Origin of the sequence: Mesorhizobium sp. B2-5-11 (assembly GCF_006440835.1) — a bacterium.
GTDB lineage: Bacteria > Pseudomonadota > Alphaproteobacteria > Rhizobiales > Rhizobiaceae > Mesorhizobium.
The window spans coordinates 1-17,372 of record NZ_VFUK01000017.1; the positions used below are offsets into that span (position 1 = coordinate 1).

At 60.8% G+C, this 17,372-nt stretch carries 13 protein-coding genes and 1 pseudogene; 3 read left to right on the forward strand and 11 right to left on the reverse strand.

What is annotated here, in order from left to right; genetic code table 11:
* Positions 1 to 92: 92 nt before the first annotated feature.
* The 6 genes from FJ490_RS30250 to FJ490_RS30275 form a co-directional block, all read right to left on the reverse strand.
* Positions 93 to 1,184, reverse strand: a complete 1,092-nt coding sequence (locus tag FJ490_RS30250) for a response regulator (RefSeq protein ID WP_140729464.1) — start codon at positions 1,182 to 1,184, stop codon at positions 93 to 95.
* Complete coding sequence (locus FJ490_RS30255) at positions 1,165 to 3,411, reverse strand: sensor histidine kinase (protein ID WP_140729465.1); 2,247 nt, start codon at positions 3,409 to 3,411, stop codon at positions 1,165 to 1,167. The genes FJ490_RS30250 and FJ490_RS30255 overlap by 20 nt, the downstream gene beginning before the upstream one ends.
* Positions 3,412 to 3,558: 147 nt before the next feature.
* The gene (locus FJ490_RS30260) at positions 3,559 to 4,809 is read right to left on the reverse strand and encodes a type II restriction endonuclease (RefSeq protein ID WP_210239485.1); all 1,251 of its coding nucleotides are present in this window, start codon (positions 4,807 to 4,809) and stop codon (positions 3,559 to 3,561) included.
* Positions 4,810 to 5,262, reverse strand: coding sequence for a very short patch repair endonuclease (locus tag FJ490_RS30265; RefSeq protein ID WP_140729466.1), 453 nt, complete (start codon positions 5,260 to 5,262; stop codon positions 4,810 to 4,812).
* On the reverse strand, positions 5,262 to 6,512 hold the full coding sequence (gene dcm / locus FJ490_RS30270; protein WP_140729467.1) for a DNA (cytosine-5-)-methyltransferase: 1,251 nt from the start codon (positions 6,510 to 6,512) through the stop codon (positions 5,262 to 5,264). Before dcm ends, FJ490_RS30265 begins: the two co-directional genes overlap by 1 nt.
* Positions 6,513 to 6,760: 248 nt before the next feature.
* Positions 6,761 to 7,222 (reverse strand): cupin domain-containing protein, encoded by a 462-nt coding sequence (locus tag FJ490_RS30275; RefSeq protein WP_140729468.1) that lies wholly within the window; start codon positions 7,220 to 7,222, stop codon positions 6,761 to 6,763.
* A gap of 126 nt (positions 7,223 to 7,348) precedes the next feature.
* Here FJ490_RS30275 and FJ490_RS30280 point away from each other — a divergent pair.
* Positions 7,349 to 8,886 (forward strand): annotated as a pseudogene (locus FJ490_RS30280) (winged helix-turn-helix domain-containing tetratricopeptide repeat protein).
* A gap of 67 nt (positions 8,887 to 8,953) precedes the next feature.
* Here FJ490_RS30280 and FJ490_RS30285 read toward each other — a convergent pair.
* From FJ490_RS30285 to FJ490_RS30305, 5 genes are all read right to left on the reverse strand, one after another.
* The gene (locus FJ490_RS30285; protein ID WP_140729469.1) at positions 8,954 to 9,754 is read right to left on the reverse strand and encodes a class I SAM-dependent methyltransferase; all 801 of its coding nucleotides are present in this window, start codon (positions 9,752 to 9,754) and stop codon (positions 8,954 to 8,956) included.
* A gap of 290 nt (positions 9,755 to 10,044) precedes the next feature.
* Positions 10,045 to 10,557, reverse strand: coding sequence for a RidA family protein (locus FJ490_RS30290; RefSeq protein WP_140729470.1), 513 nt, complete (start codon positions 10,555 to 10,557; stop codon positions 10,045 to 10,047).
* 88 nt (positions 10,558 to 10,645) lie between these two features.
* Positions 10,646 to 11,059 carry a cytochrome c gene (locus FJ490_RS30295; RefSeq protein WP_140517716.1) on the reverse strand — a complete coding sequence of 138 codons (414 nt, stop codon included), beginning with the start codon at positions 11,057 to 11,059 and terminating at the stop codon, positions 10,646 to 10,648.
* 49 nt (positions 11,060 to 11,108) lie between these two features.
* Positions 11,109 to 12,710 (reverse strand): flavin monoamine oxidase family protein, encoded by a 1,602-nt coding sequence (locus tag FJ490_RS30300; protein ID WP_224681940.1) that lies wholly within the window; start codon positions 12,708 to 12,710, stop codon positions 11,109 to 11,111.
* 360 nt (positions 12,711 to 13,070) lie between these two features.
* Positions 13,071 to 14,165, reverse strand: coding sequence for a LacI family DNA-binding transcriptional regulator (locus tag FJ490_RS30305; protein WP_181165335.1), 1,095 nt, complete (start codon positions 14,163 to 14,165; stop codon positions 13,071 to 13,073).
* Between the two features lie 550 nt (positions 14,166 to 14,715).
* On the opposite strand from FJ490_RS30305, the gene FJ490_RS30310 reads away from it, so the two are divergent.
* Together FJ490_RS30310 and FJ490_RS30315 are read left to right on the forward strand one after the other, a co-directional pair.
* Positions 14,716 to 15,678: a sugar-binding protein gene (locus tag FJ490_RS30310; protein WP_140729471.1), complete on the forward strand. Its 963-nt coding sequence runs from the start codon at positions 14,716 to 14,718 to the stop codon at positions 15,676 to 15,678.
* Between the two features lie 116 nt (positions 15,679 to 15,794).
* A complete protein-coding gene (locus FJ490_RS30315; RefSeq protein ID WP_140729491.1) occupies positions 15,795 to 17,333 on the forward strand; it encodes a sugar ABC transporter ATP-binding protein in 1,539 nt (512 codons plus the stop codon).
* Positions 17,334 to 17,372 lie beyond the last annotated feature (39 nt).

Here is a 17,372-nt window from a genome sequence, read left to right on the forward strand (position 1 = left end):
CTTGCTCTCCTTGCAAAGGGCCGAAAGTGTAACCCATCTATCCGGAATGAACTGTCACCCATCTCTCGGGAAGGGCACAAAGCGCTAGTAAGTCAGACAGCAGCCTGAAACAGCAGGGGATCTAAGTTAGGTTGGCCTGTCCGACTTATGTATGCGCCGAACCGCTGAGTTAGGTTGATGAGAAAAGTGGGAGCGATTGATAACAATCTCTCAGCCAACCGACCATTGATCTCTTGCATCGACATAGCTTTGAGTGATCCAAAATCCACCAGCAATGGGATATCACTGCGCGGCAAAGGAGGCAGAAAATGCCTGCTCGCAGGCAAGTTTTGGTTTATGTACCCAAGCAAAAAGTGATTCGACTTTAGTTTCTGTATATCAGGCGAATTCCCATGTATAGTGGAAATATTTTCCGCCCAATTGTCGATACCTTTTTCGCATTTAGCCAATATGACAGTATTTACTTTTTGAGTGGACATATCACATTGAGGCGTCAGGACAACCCAATGCTCATCCTCAATATGGAATATATCTCCTGTATGAGCTCTGCCCTCATAAAAGGAAGGTGATATGTAGGTCTCGTACGGATGCCATGCAACAGCATCTGGGGTATCCAAGCCCAAATATTCCGCAAGATGGGAAGCATACTGGCGAGAGATGATGGCGGTAATGGTGGCGAAATCTGCACCCGCGGACAAATCACTCCACTGCGGCCAAAGCCGCTTGGTAAATACTTCTGCGGCGGATTGTTCCATCGTTCGTCTCGCGCTGCGGACTACTTCCATCATCCTCCATTGCTCTCCGAGCCACCCAACCGCGCCAGCATAAACGCCTACGTCGCCTTTGTTAAACTGCCTAATGTGTGGCCTGAGGGCAATCGTTTGGTCCAACTCCTCCAAATTGGAACTGATGATAGCAAGCGGCATCGCTCGCTCTTCCAGGATAAAGTTAGTAATTGAATTCCCGCCGTCCGCATTCACTTGGCCGGGGCCGTTGCGTGGAATGCGTAGATCGACCATCGCGCCGTCAAAGCGATAGGTCCCAAGATGTTGCTTCGCGCTCTCCACACTCGCCGCATGGTACATTTGGAACAGTTGCTCGGTATGCTGTTCGTTCCATAAATCGAGCGCTTCTTGGAATCGCTCAACCGCGAGGGCATCGTCTTCAACGAGCAGAACCAGCATAGTCATTATCGGTAAGTTCCGTTGGATAGAGAATTTCGAACTTAGCACCTTGCTTAAAGTCGGGATGATATGACAGTACAGCACCGGACCTAGCAAGAGCCTCGCGCGCAATATTGAGCCCCAAACCAGTACCTTCTGGCTTGAGAGAAAACCCTACGTCAAAAATTGATGGAACAAATTCGTCGGGAATCCCAGGCCCATTGTCTTCTACAAACAGGCGAATTCCGTCCTCGCTGCGACGTAATTTGATCAGGATTGTTGCGGCGCTGACATCGTGCTCCTCAAGCCAGAAGATAGAATTTCCGACCAGGTTGAGAAGAGCTGCTGACAGGTCCTGTCGATAGCCCAGCACGGAATGAATTTTGTCCGGATTTTCCACCTTGAATTCGACACCATGGTGTGAGCGGAACAAATCAATCGTTGCCTCAATTATAGGAAAAGGATTGAAATGTTCTGGGTGCTTCCTTTTACCTCCGGCAAGCGGTCTTAGGTTGCGGAACAGAGCAACAAGTTGATTGCCCGTTTTTTCCATTTTCTGAGTTCTGGAGGCCCAGCCTTGCTTTAATTCTTCAGAATACTTCGCAACCTGGAGGCGGGCAATTGCACTATGCAGGGCACCTGCCGCCTCTGTCATGTATGCCGCCAAGGGCGATCCTTCATGCAAAACCTCCCCAACGATAGCGCCGAGCGAAGAGCCAGCCTCTAAGACTCTCTGGCGATCCTCCAACTGATCGATTTGCTGGGCGAGTTGGGCAGCTTCATCCGCAAGTATCAGCTCTGCCGCAGCGCGTTCCTTTTCTGCTAAAAGTGGGATGATCTCCTTTCGAATCCTTTTGAGTTCGGCTTGCTTTCTGGCCTCAGTGAATGACCCGGTCCGTTTGCGTGAGAGGCCAGTTTGCTCGCGAAATTGCTGCCGGCGTGGTTCGGCGACTTCCGTAAGCAAACGGATGAGCAAATCCTGAAGTCGGCGAAAAGCAGTATTTTCCTCGAAACCCTCACGGCTGCTGCGCTCGATCAAAGCCAGATTTTCGTGATCTGATAGCGTGACATAGCCCGCGACTTGGTTGTGCCCGATATGTCGTGAAGGGTCTTGTACACGCCTGCGGTCGAGAAGGAGCCAGTCACTTTCTCGGTCACCGTAGGGGCGAACCCGGAAACCATTTCGGTAGATCGCCACACCGGCTATCTCGTCCAGAATGTGTCGAGCCTCTCGGGCGGAAAGCTCTCCCAATCCCGAGCGACGCATGTTGCTTTTGATGGCCTCCGCCTCGCGATCAAAAAGATACAGGCGAACATCGAAGGGACCTGGTGCGCCGCCTTCCTGATCTGGAATTGGGTCGAGTATGATTGCCTGGGGGGCTAAACCTGCCCGCTTGTTTGTGAAAAAACCATCGAACCCGCCATCAAGATTGAAGTGGCCGCTTAGCTCGTAGTCGGAAACGGTGAGTAGCGGGTATGGGCGAACCCTGAAAGCCTCCTTTCCTTTATAGCTCTTGCCATCGGATTCCCCGAAGGCAGTCTCCATGAGACTCTTACCATCGAACTCCGCCGTTGCCAGCGTACACTCCGAAAGGTCCAAGTAGATTTTGAAGGACTCTTGTTCGTTCGGAGATAGCGGCGAGACCAGGCGGCGAAGTTCCAGCAAAAGTCGGGTTGTTGAAGCCTCACTCCATGCTTCTGTAAATTCTCTAATCTCAATTACCGTGCCTGTTGGCCGCGGAGTTTCCTGCGAAAGATAGTCAATTTCAACTTCTGACAGGTACCGATCGCCGCTGAATTCATCCCAGTCGATTTCGGGGATCAACACCTCTCGGTTTTTTGTCTCTGCTCGGACAGTGCTCAAGAGCGACATTTTCCGCCCTAGTTTCGCCGCTGCAAACCTCCCGATGCCCTTGGAGCCCATCATTATCCTGCCCTTGGGGGATCGCCGCTGCGAAAGCTTTGATGACGTTGCAGGTTCCATCCAGCGCTCAGAGATCACTTCGAGCGCCATTCCATGTCCATCGTCAGATACAATAATGCGGCCACCGCCCGACTTTAGGGGGGGGACAAATTTGACCTCAACCATTGATGCGTCAGCGTCATACGAATTCTTGACCAGTTCAATAACGGCCGCTTCGGGGCCGCTTATTAGTTGGTCGCCGATGGTCCGAATGATCCGTGCACGTGGTCGGAAGGAAAGTTTTGTCTGCGCAGCCATCTTTTCAAAATCTTCGAGTTGCTTCAACGGGACGCCAAAGCGATTAATAGAATCTTGGAAGGCCAATATCTATCGCCCTCACCGTTTACGATACGCTTGATGGCGCGGTAGAAAAAGGGTCTCGATCAAACACTTACATTGCCACCTCCGACGGCTGCCCCTTTGCCGCAGTGCTTAGGATTGTCGGTCGCGGATTAGTGCGATAAATGCGGAGAGGTCGATCAGCCATGCCTGTTGTGCGGGCCTATAAGTTTGATGCAACTTTCTTGGTACAACAAGCTGCAGCAGCTTAGCGTGCATTTCATCCGTTTGGTTCTCGGAGACACCTGGCTCCAAGGTGAGAAGGTGTTTCTGCTCGATCCGAACAGCTTCCGAAAGAACCTGTCGCCAGCGATCCTTCACAGTGGACTTGGAGCCTAGCATAGTCAGGCGTGCAGCCGGGAAGGTAGGCTCCCGATACTCAGCTTGCCCGGGAAACAGGAAATCTGGTCTGTTTCTGTTCTCGGTCTCGACCCCGTGAGCGAATCTTAGCTTGTTCGCCTCAAGCACAGCGGCGATGTGGTTTTCCAGCGCGGCTCCGGCACGGGATTTCCTGCGGTTCTGAACGCTCAGCGAGAATGCGATGAAACCATCCACATCGGCACCGTCGTCCAAGGAGAAGCCCTGCGCGATGCGCTCGGCAACGATCCGCCTCTCAAGTCGGCGGAAAAGCTGCTCCTCGCGCTCCATCCACAAAAGCAGCGCGTCGTCCGGATCATCCGCCGCGTTGACCCCCGGAAGCGACGAACGTGCCAGACCGGAAAGAACGCTGGTGGTTGGAAATTTTTGTCCAAACTTCTCAATAAGACCGTCCAGCTTGTCGGCCTCTTTCTCTTCGAGTTCAATGCCAATCTCATCAAGAATGTACCGGGCCGCGAAATCCAGCTCGGCATCTTTGCCATCGCCAATTTCCTGCGACTCAAACGTCATGCTTATCTGCTCGCCCAAGCCGAAGAGCCAAAGCAGCTGATTCCTAATGGTGCTTCCGTCCGGTGTGACGATGAAGAGGATATGGCCGTCCGCCTTCCGCGCAAGAAACAGGACATCGCCCGGTTTCATCAGTTCCGTAACGGCATTGCTCTGGTAGTAGAGTCGCCATTCAGCACTTCGCTTCGGCTGGTTCCTGCGGGAGTCGTACCAGGAAAGAAAGCCTTCCTCCGACAAGGCTTCCTGCTCTCCGCCAAGCCAGATGTAGGTGGCGGAGAAGCGGTCATCGGTCTCACCCTTGGGAAACTTGCGATCCTCGCTGCCGAGGATTCTGAGAAGTGGCTCTGACCCTGTTACTTCATGCTGGTTGGACGACTCCGGATTGGCATCGACGGCAGCGAGTCGCTTGACGGCCACACCCTCGAAATGCTCGGAAAGCAGCCCCCGACTTATGGTCATTCAAATGCCTCGTATTTCAAGTCGCGGGTCGCTTCCACGCAACCAGTTAGCGCAAAAGCTTGTCACCTCGGCGATGTCCCTGCGTGTACGACCCTTGAGGCTGCATTCCCATACGATGCCAACCCGCCAGCCGGCCGTGCTTAAGTCATTATTTGCCCTTTGGTCGACCTCCCGGTTCCGCGCGATTTTCTCAGACCAAAACTCTGGCCGGGTAGATGGCATGCGAAACAGGTGGCAGTCATGCCCATGCCAGAAGCAACCATGCGCAAACAGGACTGCGTGATAGCGGGGTAGAACGATATCCGGCTTTCCAGGCAGTGAGCGGTCATGTAGCCTGAATCGGAACCCGGCAGCGTGGAGCGCACGACGCAAGGTCAATTCCGGCTTTGTATTTGCGCCGCGGATGCCCGCCATCATACGGCTGCGAACATCGGGTGACACTATGTCGGGCATCAAGCCGCCACCGCACCGCGATCTGGGCGAGTGATAGTTGGCACGATATGCGGCTGGCGCGCAGCTTGCTCGGTCCGCCCGATTGCGTTGCGGATATGCGGTTCGATGGCCTTCGCTATAAACTCAACGACCGGAACCACAACCGCGTTGCCGAACTGGCGATAAGCCTGCGTGTCAGAAACCTCGATCCGCCAATGGCGGTCGTCTCTTTCGAACCCCATAAGTCGAGCACATTCCAGAGGAGTGAGGCGGCGCGGCCTTTTTCCAGGCTGCTCGATCAGGACCTCCGAGCCATCCTTGTAGTATCTGGCTGACAATGTGCGTGCGACATCGTTTGGGCCGAACAGGCTGTAACCAAACCCGTTACCCTTTGCCTGATGTTTCGCTCTGTAGTCCTGAAGGTACTGCCAAAGACGTGGCGTGAGAGTATATTTCGGGTCAACCTCCTCGTGAGGCTGAAGAATGTCATTTAGCTTAGGTCCCATCTTCGCATTTGGAACTTCAAGGGCATCGAAATCGAACTCCGACTGCTCCCGGAAGCCTACAATGAATATGCGTTCGCGTTTTTGAGGAACCCACGGTTCCGAACTGATCACGCGATGCTGGACTTGATAGCCAAGTTCGTTTCTGAGGACATTGACGATTGTCCGGAACGTCGTCCCGCCATCATGGCTCTCAAGATTCTTAACGTTTTCTAGAACAAATGCCTTGGGTCTGTGGTGTGCAATGATCTGGGCGGCGTCAAAAAACAATGTTCCCTGAGTGTCACAAAGAAACCCGTGCGGTCTATTTAGGGAATTTTTCTTTGAAACACCAGCGATGCTGAAGGGCTGGCAGGGAAAACCCGCAAGAAGCACATCATGATCCGGTATTTTACCCGGTTCTTTTGAGTACTCCCGAATGTCTCCGCCCAGCTCGTGATTGTCCCGGAAATTCAGTGAATAGGTCGTGCGCGCACCTTGATCCCATTCTGATGTGAAAACGCATCTGCCGCCGATGCTTTCGAAACCGATTCGCAATCCACCAATGCCTGCAAACAGATCAATGAAGCGGAACGGTACAGCCATCGGTTTGGTGAGCGGTCTGGCGCCTGCCGCGATAAGGCCTTTTAGCACTCTCAGATCGCGAGGTCTCGCCTGCGTCTCTCCCGACTCGTATCGTCTGATAGTACGCGCCGAAACTCCTAGTTCTTCCGCAGCTTCGTCTCTTGTCAGTCCACTCTGACGGAGCAGATCATTAAATTCGGACATAAAGGAACCTCGAATCATCTCGCTGGGAAGGATTGAGACATAATGTCATGATCTTTCCCAGATGCAATCCTTTGTTCTGTGTATGTTCTCAATTCACTGCTTCGCCGGGGTTGAAAATCTGTCGAACCAGATGGAGGGTTCTCCGCCTCGGACGGCCGCCTCTCAGCGTAGAGGTCATCTTTGCCGTGACATCGCGGGCGCCGGAGGCCCGCTTGCGCCGGAAGCAGACGCCTACGTACCAACGACGCCTATGCACTCGCAGTCAGAGTAGAAATCTGGTCGGTGTCGTAGCGGTTCCGCAGTTCGGCGAGCGCCTTCGGATCCGGGGAGCCCTTTGCGGCGAGCCTGGCAAGCTCTTCGAAATAGTGCTCATGCCCGGGCGGCGAGACGGTCATCAGCACGCGGGCCGGTCTTTCGCCGACATTGGTGATGTTGTGCTGCACGCCAGGCGGAATGAACAGGAAGGTGCCAGGCGTCGCCCGGATCACCTTTCCGCCCACGTACCAGACACATTCGCCGTCAAGCACATAGAAGGTCTCTTCCTGCACGCGATGGACATGCAGGCCGGTGGCGAAGCCGGCCGGTATGGTCCAGTCGAACATGCTCGTGTGTCTGGTATCCCCACCGGTGACGAGAAACACCATCGGCTGGCCACGCAGCATGACCCCCTTGTTCTCGTCGGGCATCCGGATAACAGGCGCGGCGCTCATTTGATCCTCCATCGGTTCGCTGCTTTTCCCGCAGCCACCGGCACAGGATGCCTCGATCGAGCCGGCCAGTCGTGAAGCCGTTGCGAAATCATTGCGAAAAGATTGCAAACGGTATCTCCTTCGGGAATGGCAACGAGCCTCGCCTTTGGCCCCTTTCGCATCGACGGCGAAGCCGGGATCCTGTTCCACGGCGACCAGCCGACGCCGCTCGGCCAACGGGCCGTCGCGCTGCTGGCGCTGCTCGTCGAACGCACGGGCAAGCCGGTTCCCAAGCAGGCGCTGATCGACGCCGCATGGCCGGGCCAAGCGATCGAGGACAGCAATCTGACGGTGCAGATCGCGGCGGCCAGGCGCATGCTGGAGAGCACGGCCGGCGGCGGAAGCTGGATCGAGACGCTGCCGCGGCACGGCTATCGCTATGTCGGGCCCGAGGTCGCGATCGGTGGCCTGGGCCCCGAGGCGGCAACGCTGACATGGCCCGGAAAGCCTTCGATCGCGGTTCTGCCGTTCTCGAACCTCAGCGGTGATCCCGAACAGGATTATTTCGCCGACGGCATCGTCGACGACATCATCACCGGCCTGGCGCGCATCAACTGGCTGTTCGTCATCGCGCGCAACTCCTCCTTCACCTATAAGGGCGCGCGGTGGACGTGAAGCAGGTCGGCCGCGAGCTCGGCGTCCACTATGTGCTCGAAGGCAGCGTGCGCAGGGCCGGCGGCAGCGTGCGCGTCACCGGCCAGATGATCGACACCTCGACCGGCGCCCACATATGGGCCGAGCGCTTCGACCGCGCCTCCGCCGATATTTTCGCGCTCCAGGATGAGATCGCGCTGGCGGCCGTCGGCGCGATCGCGCCCAGCCTGCGGCGTGTCGAAATCGAGAGGGTGAGGCGCAAGCGCCCCAACAGTCTCGATGCCTACGACCTCGTGCTGCGCGCCCAGCCGGACGTGGATTCCGGCATGCCCGAGCGGGTGGCGCAGGCGCTCGTGCTGCTCGAACGCGCCATCGAACTCGAGCCGACCTATGCGCTTGCCCATGGCAACGCCGCCATGTGCCACCATTGCCTGTTCCTTCGCGCCGGCCTGCAGGAAGCCGATCGCGAGGCTTCGGTACGCCACGCCCGCCTGGCCATCCTGCACGGGCAGGACGACGCCTCGGCGCTTACCCTTGCGGGGTTTTCGATCGGCATGGATGGACATGACCGCAAGGCTGCCTTCACCGCCCTGGAAGCCGCGCTCGCCGTCAGCCCGTCATCCGCCCTGACCTACATTCTGGGCAGCGTCATTCTCGGCTGGAGCGGCGAAGCGGAGCAGGCCATCGCGTGGAGCGAGCGCGGGATGCGGCTGAGCCCCTTCGATCCCTGGGCTTTCGCCGCCTTCGACGCGCAGGCGATGAGCCATCTGCTGCGCGGCCGCTATGACGAGGCCTGCCGCGCCGCATACAGGTCCGTTCAGGCCAATCCCGCCCACAGCATCACCTATGTGCAACTGGCCGCCGCCCTGGCCAAGCTCGGCCGGCTGGAAGAGGCGACGGCGGCGGCGGCGCGGGTGCGTGAGCTGCACCCGACGTTTCGCTACGGCCGGCAGTTCGCCGCCGTGCACTGCGCCCCGGCGCTGGCGCAATGCCTCGGCGAGGCGCTGCAGGCCGCCGGTCTGCCGCAATAGTGCCGGTGCGTCTTCATGGAGACCGGCCTGGGCGGAAGATGGCGGATGGGCGGTTCTTCGGCGCCCCCTACCGCACCACGCCCCTGCAGGCCCAGGCAACATTCGCGAACGACCGCGGCCCATCCGGCCGGCCGGCCTCGTAGGCATCGCGGACGGCGGCCTCGCTGCGCGTCCGCTCGGCTGGATCGAGCGTCATCATGTATTTGCCGAGCGGACCTTCGCCGGCCGCTATCGGCGCCCAATAGTCGTCGAAGTCCCGGTAGTCCATGCGGATCATCAGCTCGGTTTCGGTCACATCGGCCAGGTCCTGCTCGACAAAAGTCCGCTTCATTTCGCCCGGCTGCATCATCGGCTGGAAGCAATAGCGGCTGCGCATCTGGCGTCCGCCGTCGCTGAGCGCGGCCACCGTGTCGATCATCATGCGCATGCCGGGCATGCCGCCGAGATGGTCCCACACGACGGCCGCCACCACGCCGCCCGGCCGCACCACGCGGCGCATCTCGCCCACCGCCTTGCCTGCCTCCGGCACGAAGTGGAGCACGAGCAGCGCCAGCGCGCGGTCGAAACCATCGTCGGCGAACGGCAAGGCGGTGGCGTCGGCTTGCTGGATTTCGATGCGCGGGTCGGTGTTGCGCCGCTTCGCCGCCTCGACGAAGACGGGCGAAAAGTCGATTGCCGCGATCGCCGCGAGGTCGGCGGATTTGGCCAGCTCGAATGTCAGGCTGCCGGTGCCGCAGCCGACGTCGAGGATCTTTTCGCCACCGGCAAGCCCGGCGAAGTCGATGAATTTGGGCGCGAGCTTGCGGCTCCAGCGGCCCATGAGCTGCTCATATCCGCTGGCGTCATGAACGGTGAAACTTGAGGTCATCTCGCTCTCCCTGCGCTGAAGAGGCGAGGCTAGGGCAATTCCGGGAAAAGCGTGAGGCGGTTTTCCGTCCGCGATCGCGCAACCTGCCTTCGACGAATGGCTAGTGCATGGGCGTGGGCTCCGCGCGGTTTAGCCCTCACTGGCGGGTCAACATCGCCCAGCTCCGCCTTTCGGGGGGTGCCTGGTCCCCGGCCCGCGCCTCCATCAGCCCTCCATTCCACTGGATCAGCGTTACAGAGCAGTCGAAGAAATCAGTCCGGCGCGGTCCGATGAGCGCCATTCAGGAGCCTTCAGGGCCGCACGGCGGTCACTTCGATTTCGACCAGGAAGCCGGGACCGGCGAGGCCCGCGACCTGCACCACCGAACGCGTCGGCAGGTTCGGCTGGTCCTTGGTGCCGAAAAACTTCGTGTATCCTTTCATGAAGCCGGCAAAATCCATCTTGCCGCCCTTGGCGGGATCGCCGACCAGGAAGACCTGCATCTTGAAGACGTCGCCCATCTTCAGGCCGAGATCGGCCAGCGTCTTGTCGATCGACTTCAGCACCGAGCCGGTCTGGGCCTCGGTGTCGCCATAGGCGGCGACCGTCGCCTTGTCGGCCTTCTCGTCGATGACCGACGGCACGGCGCCGCTGAGATAGACCGTGGTCTTGCCGGCCGGCACCTCGACGGCGCGCAGGATCGGAAAATCCGAATTCGGAATCTTGTGGCGAACGACGTCGTCGGCCAAGGCCGCGCCGGCCGCCAGCATTCCCGCCGCCAGCACGGCGGCCCCAATCCATGATTTCCCGATCGATGGTTTCATGACCCGTTTCCTTCCATTCGAGAGGGCGGCGAGCGCCGGAATGCCCGCCGCCGTTTGCGTTGCCGCATGAGCGGGCGACATCCGTCAATCAGCGGACATCCTTCACGTCCTGCGCCGTCACGGCATCCTTGTAGTCGTTGCCGAAATGCGTCCTGACATAGTTGACCACGGCAGCGACCTGGTCGTCGCTCATCATCTGCCCCACCGGCGGCATGCCGTTTTGCCCGTGCAGGACGAGGCTTACGGGATAGCCGCCGGTCTCCAGGTTCTTGTTCTTGGCCAGCGCCGGATAGTGGCCGGCGCCGACCGCGCCTTGCCCCTTGTCCAGGTGGCAGGCGGCGCAGACATTGGCATAGAGCGCCGCGCCGTCCTTTTCGGTGAAAGTATCGCCCTGGCTGAACGTGACGCCGGCCGAATCGGCGAACGCGCCGGGAGCCGTGAACGCCATGGCGGCGGCCATGGCGGCGATGAGACCGCAGGGTCTTTTGAAGGAGCTGCTCATGATGGGATGCCTCGCGGGATATGGGGTGAACGAAGGGATCGGCATGGCCTCATCCCTGCATGACGCGCTGGTGCAGGCGGGTGATGGCGTTGAGCGAGGACAGGATCGCGCCCTCCTGCCAGGCGGGAATGTAGGAGGCATGCTCGCCGGCCAGCACGATGCGGCCGTCGATCTGGCACAGATTGTCGTAGTGCTCCTTGCGCGCCTCCTCGGTCCAGTCGCCCGCGCAGCCAAGCGTGAAGGGCGAGCGGTGCCATGCCCAGGAAACGCCGGTCTCGAACTCCTGTTTGTATTGCGGGTGAAGCTGCGCGCCGTATTCCACCGCCTTCTGCACGCGCTCCTGCGGGGTCATGGCGGTGAATTCGTAGGAGTTCGGTCCGTTCCATGTGTAGCAGCCGAGCAGCACGCCCTTGCCGCCGGCGTTGAAGCCGGTGCTGGGGTAGGAGATCTGCGAAATGGGCAAGTTGGTGTAGCTGACGCCGCCGAAGATCGATTCGTCCTCCTCCCAGAAACGGCGCTTCATCTGCAGGCCGACCTTGACCGAGGACGCATAGGGCACCGCCCCGATCGCCGCCTGCATGGCGCCGCCGACCTGGATTTCGATCTGGCTAAGGATGGTGAGCGGAATGGTGCACACGCACCAGTCGGCGCTGGCTTCCTGGGCGGTTCCGGGGTTTTTCGCGTCCTCATAGGTCACCGTCACGCCCTTGTCGTTCTGGGCGATCTTGGTGACCTTGGCATTGTAGGTGATGAGGTCGCCGACCTGCTTGGCGAAGGCTTCGCCGATCCTGCCCATGCCGCCGACCGGCTGGAACATGGTGGTCTGGAATTCGTAGAGCGAGAAGTTGGCGAGGCTGCCCCACAGGCGCGAATTCAATACGTCGGACGCGCCGATGATCTGACCCGCCACCGGCTCGGCGCCGATGCCGCCGCCCGGCTCCTTCTCGTAGCCGCGGAACTCGGCGGTCGCGAGGCTGGATTTGTAGCTGTAGTCCTTGTCCAGCGCCCCCCAGGACTGCAGCGCCTCGAGCAGCACCTCCTGGTCCTCCTTGGAGACGAGCCCTTCCAGCTGGCCCTTCTTGGCCACCTTGGCCAGCAGCTCCGACGTGTGGCCCTTGAAGTCGGTCTCGATCTCGCGCACGCGCTTGGGCTTGCCGCCGAAGGCCTCGGTCGAGTGCAGCAGGGCGTTGTGATTGGTCTGCTGGAACGGCTCCAGCGTCACCCCGAGCCTCCGGCAGTAGGCCAACAGCCCGTTGTGATGGTAAGGGATGCGCCAGGGGCCGGGATTGAGGTAGAGCCCCTCGTCGAACTCGCATTTCTGCGTGTAGCCGCCAAGTTCGGTAACGGTGTCGCCGCCGCGTATCGTCCAGTTGCGGCCGCCGGCGCGGGCATTGTATTCGAGGATCTTCACCTTGTAGCCGGCCTGGCGCAGTTCCAGGGCCGCCAGCATGCCGGCCAGGCCGGCGCCCAGGACGAGCACCGAAGCGCCCTTCGGGTCGCCTTCGAGCTTGATCGGTCCCTTGTAATCGGACTCTGCCGCCAGCCCCATGCTGGTCATGGCCTGGTACATTGCGGCGCTGCCCGCCGTGATGCCGATCATTTTGAGAAGGTCGCGCCGGCGCATGCCGGCAAGGGATTGTTCGAGCTGCATGTTAGTCTCCTCGATCAGCGGCACGCCGCGATCCGCCGCCTGTTGCCCCCGCAAGCTCGAGGCGAGCCCCGGTGGACGACCCAAGGCTATGCCTGCAACCCAGTCTGTTCAACCAACACGCCGCGCTTGGAACAAATGTCCTCGAACATTGGCGCAATAGGGCTCTCGCGGCGTCGCTGGCCGGCATTTTTCAGGCCTTCGCGGCCTCGGGGCCGGCGGCCAGACCACTTGCTGTGCCAATTGAAAGGGCACGCCTGGCTGGCCCGACAGCGGAAAAGTCCGACGGGAAAGTCCGTGGCCGGCCGGCGCTCGCGGCGCCGGCTTTCATCACTCAAAATGCTTGCCTTGTCCGCCGGTCGGTCAGCCTGCCACGGCCCGCACGCTCTCCCTCTCCACCAGCGGACATTCCAGCTTGGTGATGGGATAGCGCCCCCGTCTCACCGTCGCTGGCGCCTCGAGCTGTTCGATCGCCCATTGGCCCATCGCCATATGCGGCAGGATCGAGGTGGTCAGCGGCGGGAACAGATGCCTGGCGATTTCCTCGTCGTCGTAGCCGACCACGGAGATGTCCTGCGGGATGTGCAGGCCGGCTTCCTTCAGCGCTTCGTAGCAGCCGATCGCGGTGCGGTCGTTCTGGCAGAAGATGGCGGTCGGGCGGTCCTTCAGCGCCAGGAGCTTGACGGTCGCGGCATAGCCAGCACTTGCCGACCAGTCGCCCTCGACCACCAGTTCGGGATCGAAAGGGATGTCGGCGGTGGCAAGCGCGCGGCGGTAGCCTTTCAGGCGGTCCTGCGCCGCCTGCATCCAGGGCTCGCCGGTGATGGTGGCGATGCGGCGGTGGCCATGGCTGATCAGGTGCCGGGTGGAGTTCTGGCCGCCGGCGATCTCGGAGGGCACCACGGCGGGGAAGGCGTAATCCGACGTGTAGCAGTTGAGCAGGATCACCGGGATGTCAAGGCTGTAGAGGAAATCGGGCGCCGTGATCTCGCGGGTGAAGATGGTCATGTAGATCAGCGCCGAAATGCCCCGCCTGGTCAGCGCCTCTATGGCGCGCGGCTCCATCACGGCGTCGCCCATGGTCTGCGCCACCAGAAGCACGTTGCCGGCGTTCCACGAGGCCTGGCGCGCGCCCTCGATGGCGACGACGGCTTCCGGGCTGGTGGCGAGCTGGTCGACGGCGAAGCCGATCACTCCGTCCAGCCCGTCGAAGGCGGCGGCCGGCGCCTTCAGCGCCGAAAAGGCCGGCGCACTATAGCCCAGCGCCCGCGCCGCCTCGATCACCCGCTCGCGCGTCTGTCGCGACAGTTTTATGCCAGGCGAATTGTTGAGCACGAAGGAAACAGTCGCCTGCGAGCAGCCGGCGGCGCGCGCAATGTCGGTCATGGTGACCCGGCCCTTGGGCTTCACCGGCGCCTTGCGGCGCCTTGCCGTCGGGATATCGGTGGTCTCGCTCATGCTGTTCGTGTTCCCCGGCCTGTCCGGCCTGCCCGGCGACCATCAAGGCCGCGCCGGTTTATAGAAATATCGGCCGACTTATATCTATTAGCGGGCGACCGGTCTACTGGCTAAGGGGCTCGGGCAGCTTAAAATCACAGCATATGAGCCGATTATCCCTTTTGCGCCAAGCCCTTGCGTTCTCGGCAAAGCCAACGGCGTCACCGCCGGCGCGGTCGCCATCGAACGCAACTAATACCGTTTACTAATACGAAAATGCGCTGTAACGTCGGTCCGTCGCGTCCGTTTTCCCTGGGGCGCGGTGCATGCGAATGGCCCGATGGCAAGCGGATAGTACCCCGCGAAGCCTTGTCGCGGACATGTGATATGTCAGACAAATCGGACTATTTACGAACGGGGGATGAGTCTCTAAAGTCCGTCGCCGTGGCTGGAACGACGCCATCTTCAGTGCCGGGAACCCTTGAGGAGGAGGGCGTCCAAGCCGCGAACGGCAAATCAGACAAGTGCAGGATCGGCCGGTCCGACGACCGGCCAAAACGGGAGGTTGAACATGAAATCCTTGATACGCAATGCATCCGTGGCCACCGCGGCGCTGCTGCTTGGCCTGACGGCGAGCACGATCGCGCGCGCCGACGACAAGCCGACGCTGGCCTTCGTCGTCAACGGCGCTTCCGACTTCTGGAAGGCGGCCGAAGCCGGCGTCAAGAAGGCGCAGGGCGAACTGCCCGACTACAATCTCGAGCTGAAATATCCCGAGCAGTCCTCGGTCGCCATCCAGCAGCGGCTGATGGACGATCTGGTCACCGCCGGCGTCAAGGGCATCATGGTTTCGGCCGTCGATCCCAAGACCTCTACCGACGGGCTGAACAAGATCGCCTCGGAAACGGCGCTGTTCACCACCGACAGCGACGCTCCGCAGACCAAGCGCGTCGCCTATATCGGCTCGTCCAATGTCGATGCCGGCAAGCAGGCGGCCGAAATCGCCAAGAAGGCGATGCCGGATGGCGGCAAGTGCCTCGGCTTCGTCGGCCTGCTCGGCGCCGACAATGCCAAGGAGCGCATCCAGGGCATGAAGGATGGCCTGGCCGGCACCAAGATCGAGCTCGTCGACGTGCGCGGCGACGACATCGACCAGGCCCGCGCCAAGAAGAACGTCGAGGACGCGCTTGTCGCCAGCCCCGACGTCACCTGCATGGTCGGCTTCTACTCCTACAACACGCCGCGCATCTATGAAGCGCTGCGCGATGCCGGCAAGCTCGGCTCGATCACCGTCGTCGGCTTCGATGACGATCCGATCACCCTGGGCGGCGTCAAGGAAGGCACCATTGCCGCCACCGTCGTGCAGCAGCCCTTCGAGTGGGCCTATCAGGGCATGAAGCTGATGGCATTTTATCTCAAGGGCGACAAGTCGGGCATCCCGGCCGACGGCCTCATCATCATCCCGACCAAGATCATCGGCAAGGATGACGTCGACGCCTACGCCGCCAATCTGAAGGCGATGGCTGGAAACTAAGACCGAAGGCAGTTCAGCCGGCTCAACGTCGCTTGAGCCGGCTGCTCTCGCATTGACGAACCCTTCGAGGCCAGTCAGTCTGCCAAGAGGTCGGCCCGCCAACGCTGTCAGGCATGATGAATTATTCCGACACATCCATCGCCGCGACCACCGCGTTCCTCAGCCTCGAGAACGTGCGCAAGACCTATCCGGGCGTCGTAGCGCTCGATGGCTTCTCGATGGAGGTCAGGCCGGGCGAGGTCATCGGTCTCGTCGGCGAGAACGGCGCCGGCAAATCCACCTTGATGAAGATCCTCGGCGGCGTGACGCGGCCGGACAGCGGCACCGTCACCGTCGACGGCACCGCCCATGACGGCCTGAGCGTCGAGGGCAGCCTTGGCTCCGGCATCGCCTTCGTCCACCAGGAACTCAACCTGTTCGAGAATCTCGACGTCGCTGCCAACATCTTCTTCGGCCGCGAACCGCTGCGCGCCGGGCCGCTCAGGCTCGTCGATCGCGCCAGGCTGCGCGCCATGGTGGCGCCGCTCCTGAAGCGCGTCGGCGCCAATTTCTCCGCCGACACGCCCGTCGCCGAACTGTCGCTCGCTCAGCAACAGATGGTCGAGATCGCCAAGGCGCTGTCGATCAAGGCAAGGCTGGTCATCCTCGACGAACCGACGTCGAGCCTGCCGATCGCCGAGACCGACAAATTGCTCGACGTCATCAGGGCGCTGAAGGCGGACGGCATCAGCGTCATCTTCATTTCGCATCGCCTGCACGAGGTCGAGCGCGTCGCCGACCGCGTCATCGTGCTGCGCGACGGCATGCTGGCCGGCACCTTGCCCAAGCGCGACATCAACCACGACCAGATGGTCAAGCTGATGATCGGCCGCATGCTGAAGGAGCGCGAGAAGGCTTCCGAGGCGGCCCGCGCCCCCGGCGCCGTCGCCCTGTCGGCCAAGGCCATCCGCACCCCGACCTATCCCGGCCGCCCGGTAGATCTCGACGTCAGGCGCGGTGAAATCCTCGGCCTTGCCGGCCTTGTCGGTTCCGGCCGCACCGAGCTGGCGCGGGTGTTCTTCGGCATCGAAAGCAGCCTTGGCGGCACGCTCGAGCTCGCCGGCAAGCCGCTCGCCCTGGGCTCGGCGGCCGATGCCGTCGCGCACGGCATCTTCCTAGTGCCGGAGGACCGCAAGCTGACCGGCATCCTGCTCGACCTTTCGATCGCCCAGAACATTTCGCTGCCCAACCTGCCGGCGCATGCCAAGCGCTCCTTGGTGTCGACCAGCGCCGAAACGGCAACCGCCGAGAAGCAGAAAAAAGATCTCGGCATCAAGGCGCCCTCGGTGCAGACGCGCACCGGCACGCTGTCGGGCGGCAACCAGCAGAAGGTCGTGCTGGCCAAATGGCTGGCGATGAACCCCAAGGTGATGATCCTCGATGAGCCGACGCGCGGCATCGACATCGGCGCCAAGGCGGAGATCTACGGGCTGATGCGTGCGCTGGCCGACGCCGGCGTCGCCGTGCTGATGATCTCCAGCGACATGGAGGAGGTGATCGGCGTGTCCGACCGCATCGCCGTCATGCATGAGGGCCAGATCTCGGGCATTCTGGACAAGGACCAGTTCAGCCAGGAAAACGTGCTGCTGCTGGCGGTAGGCAAGCAGCCGAAATAATTCTGCCGCCGCGCCGCGGAAGCGCTCGGGCCGGCATTG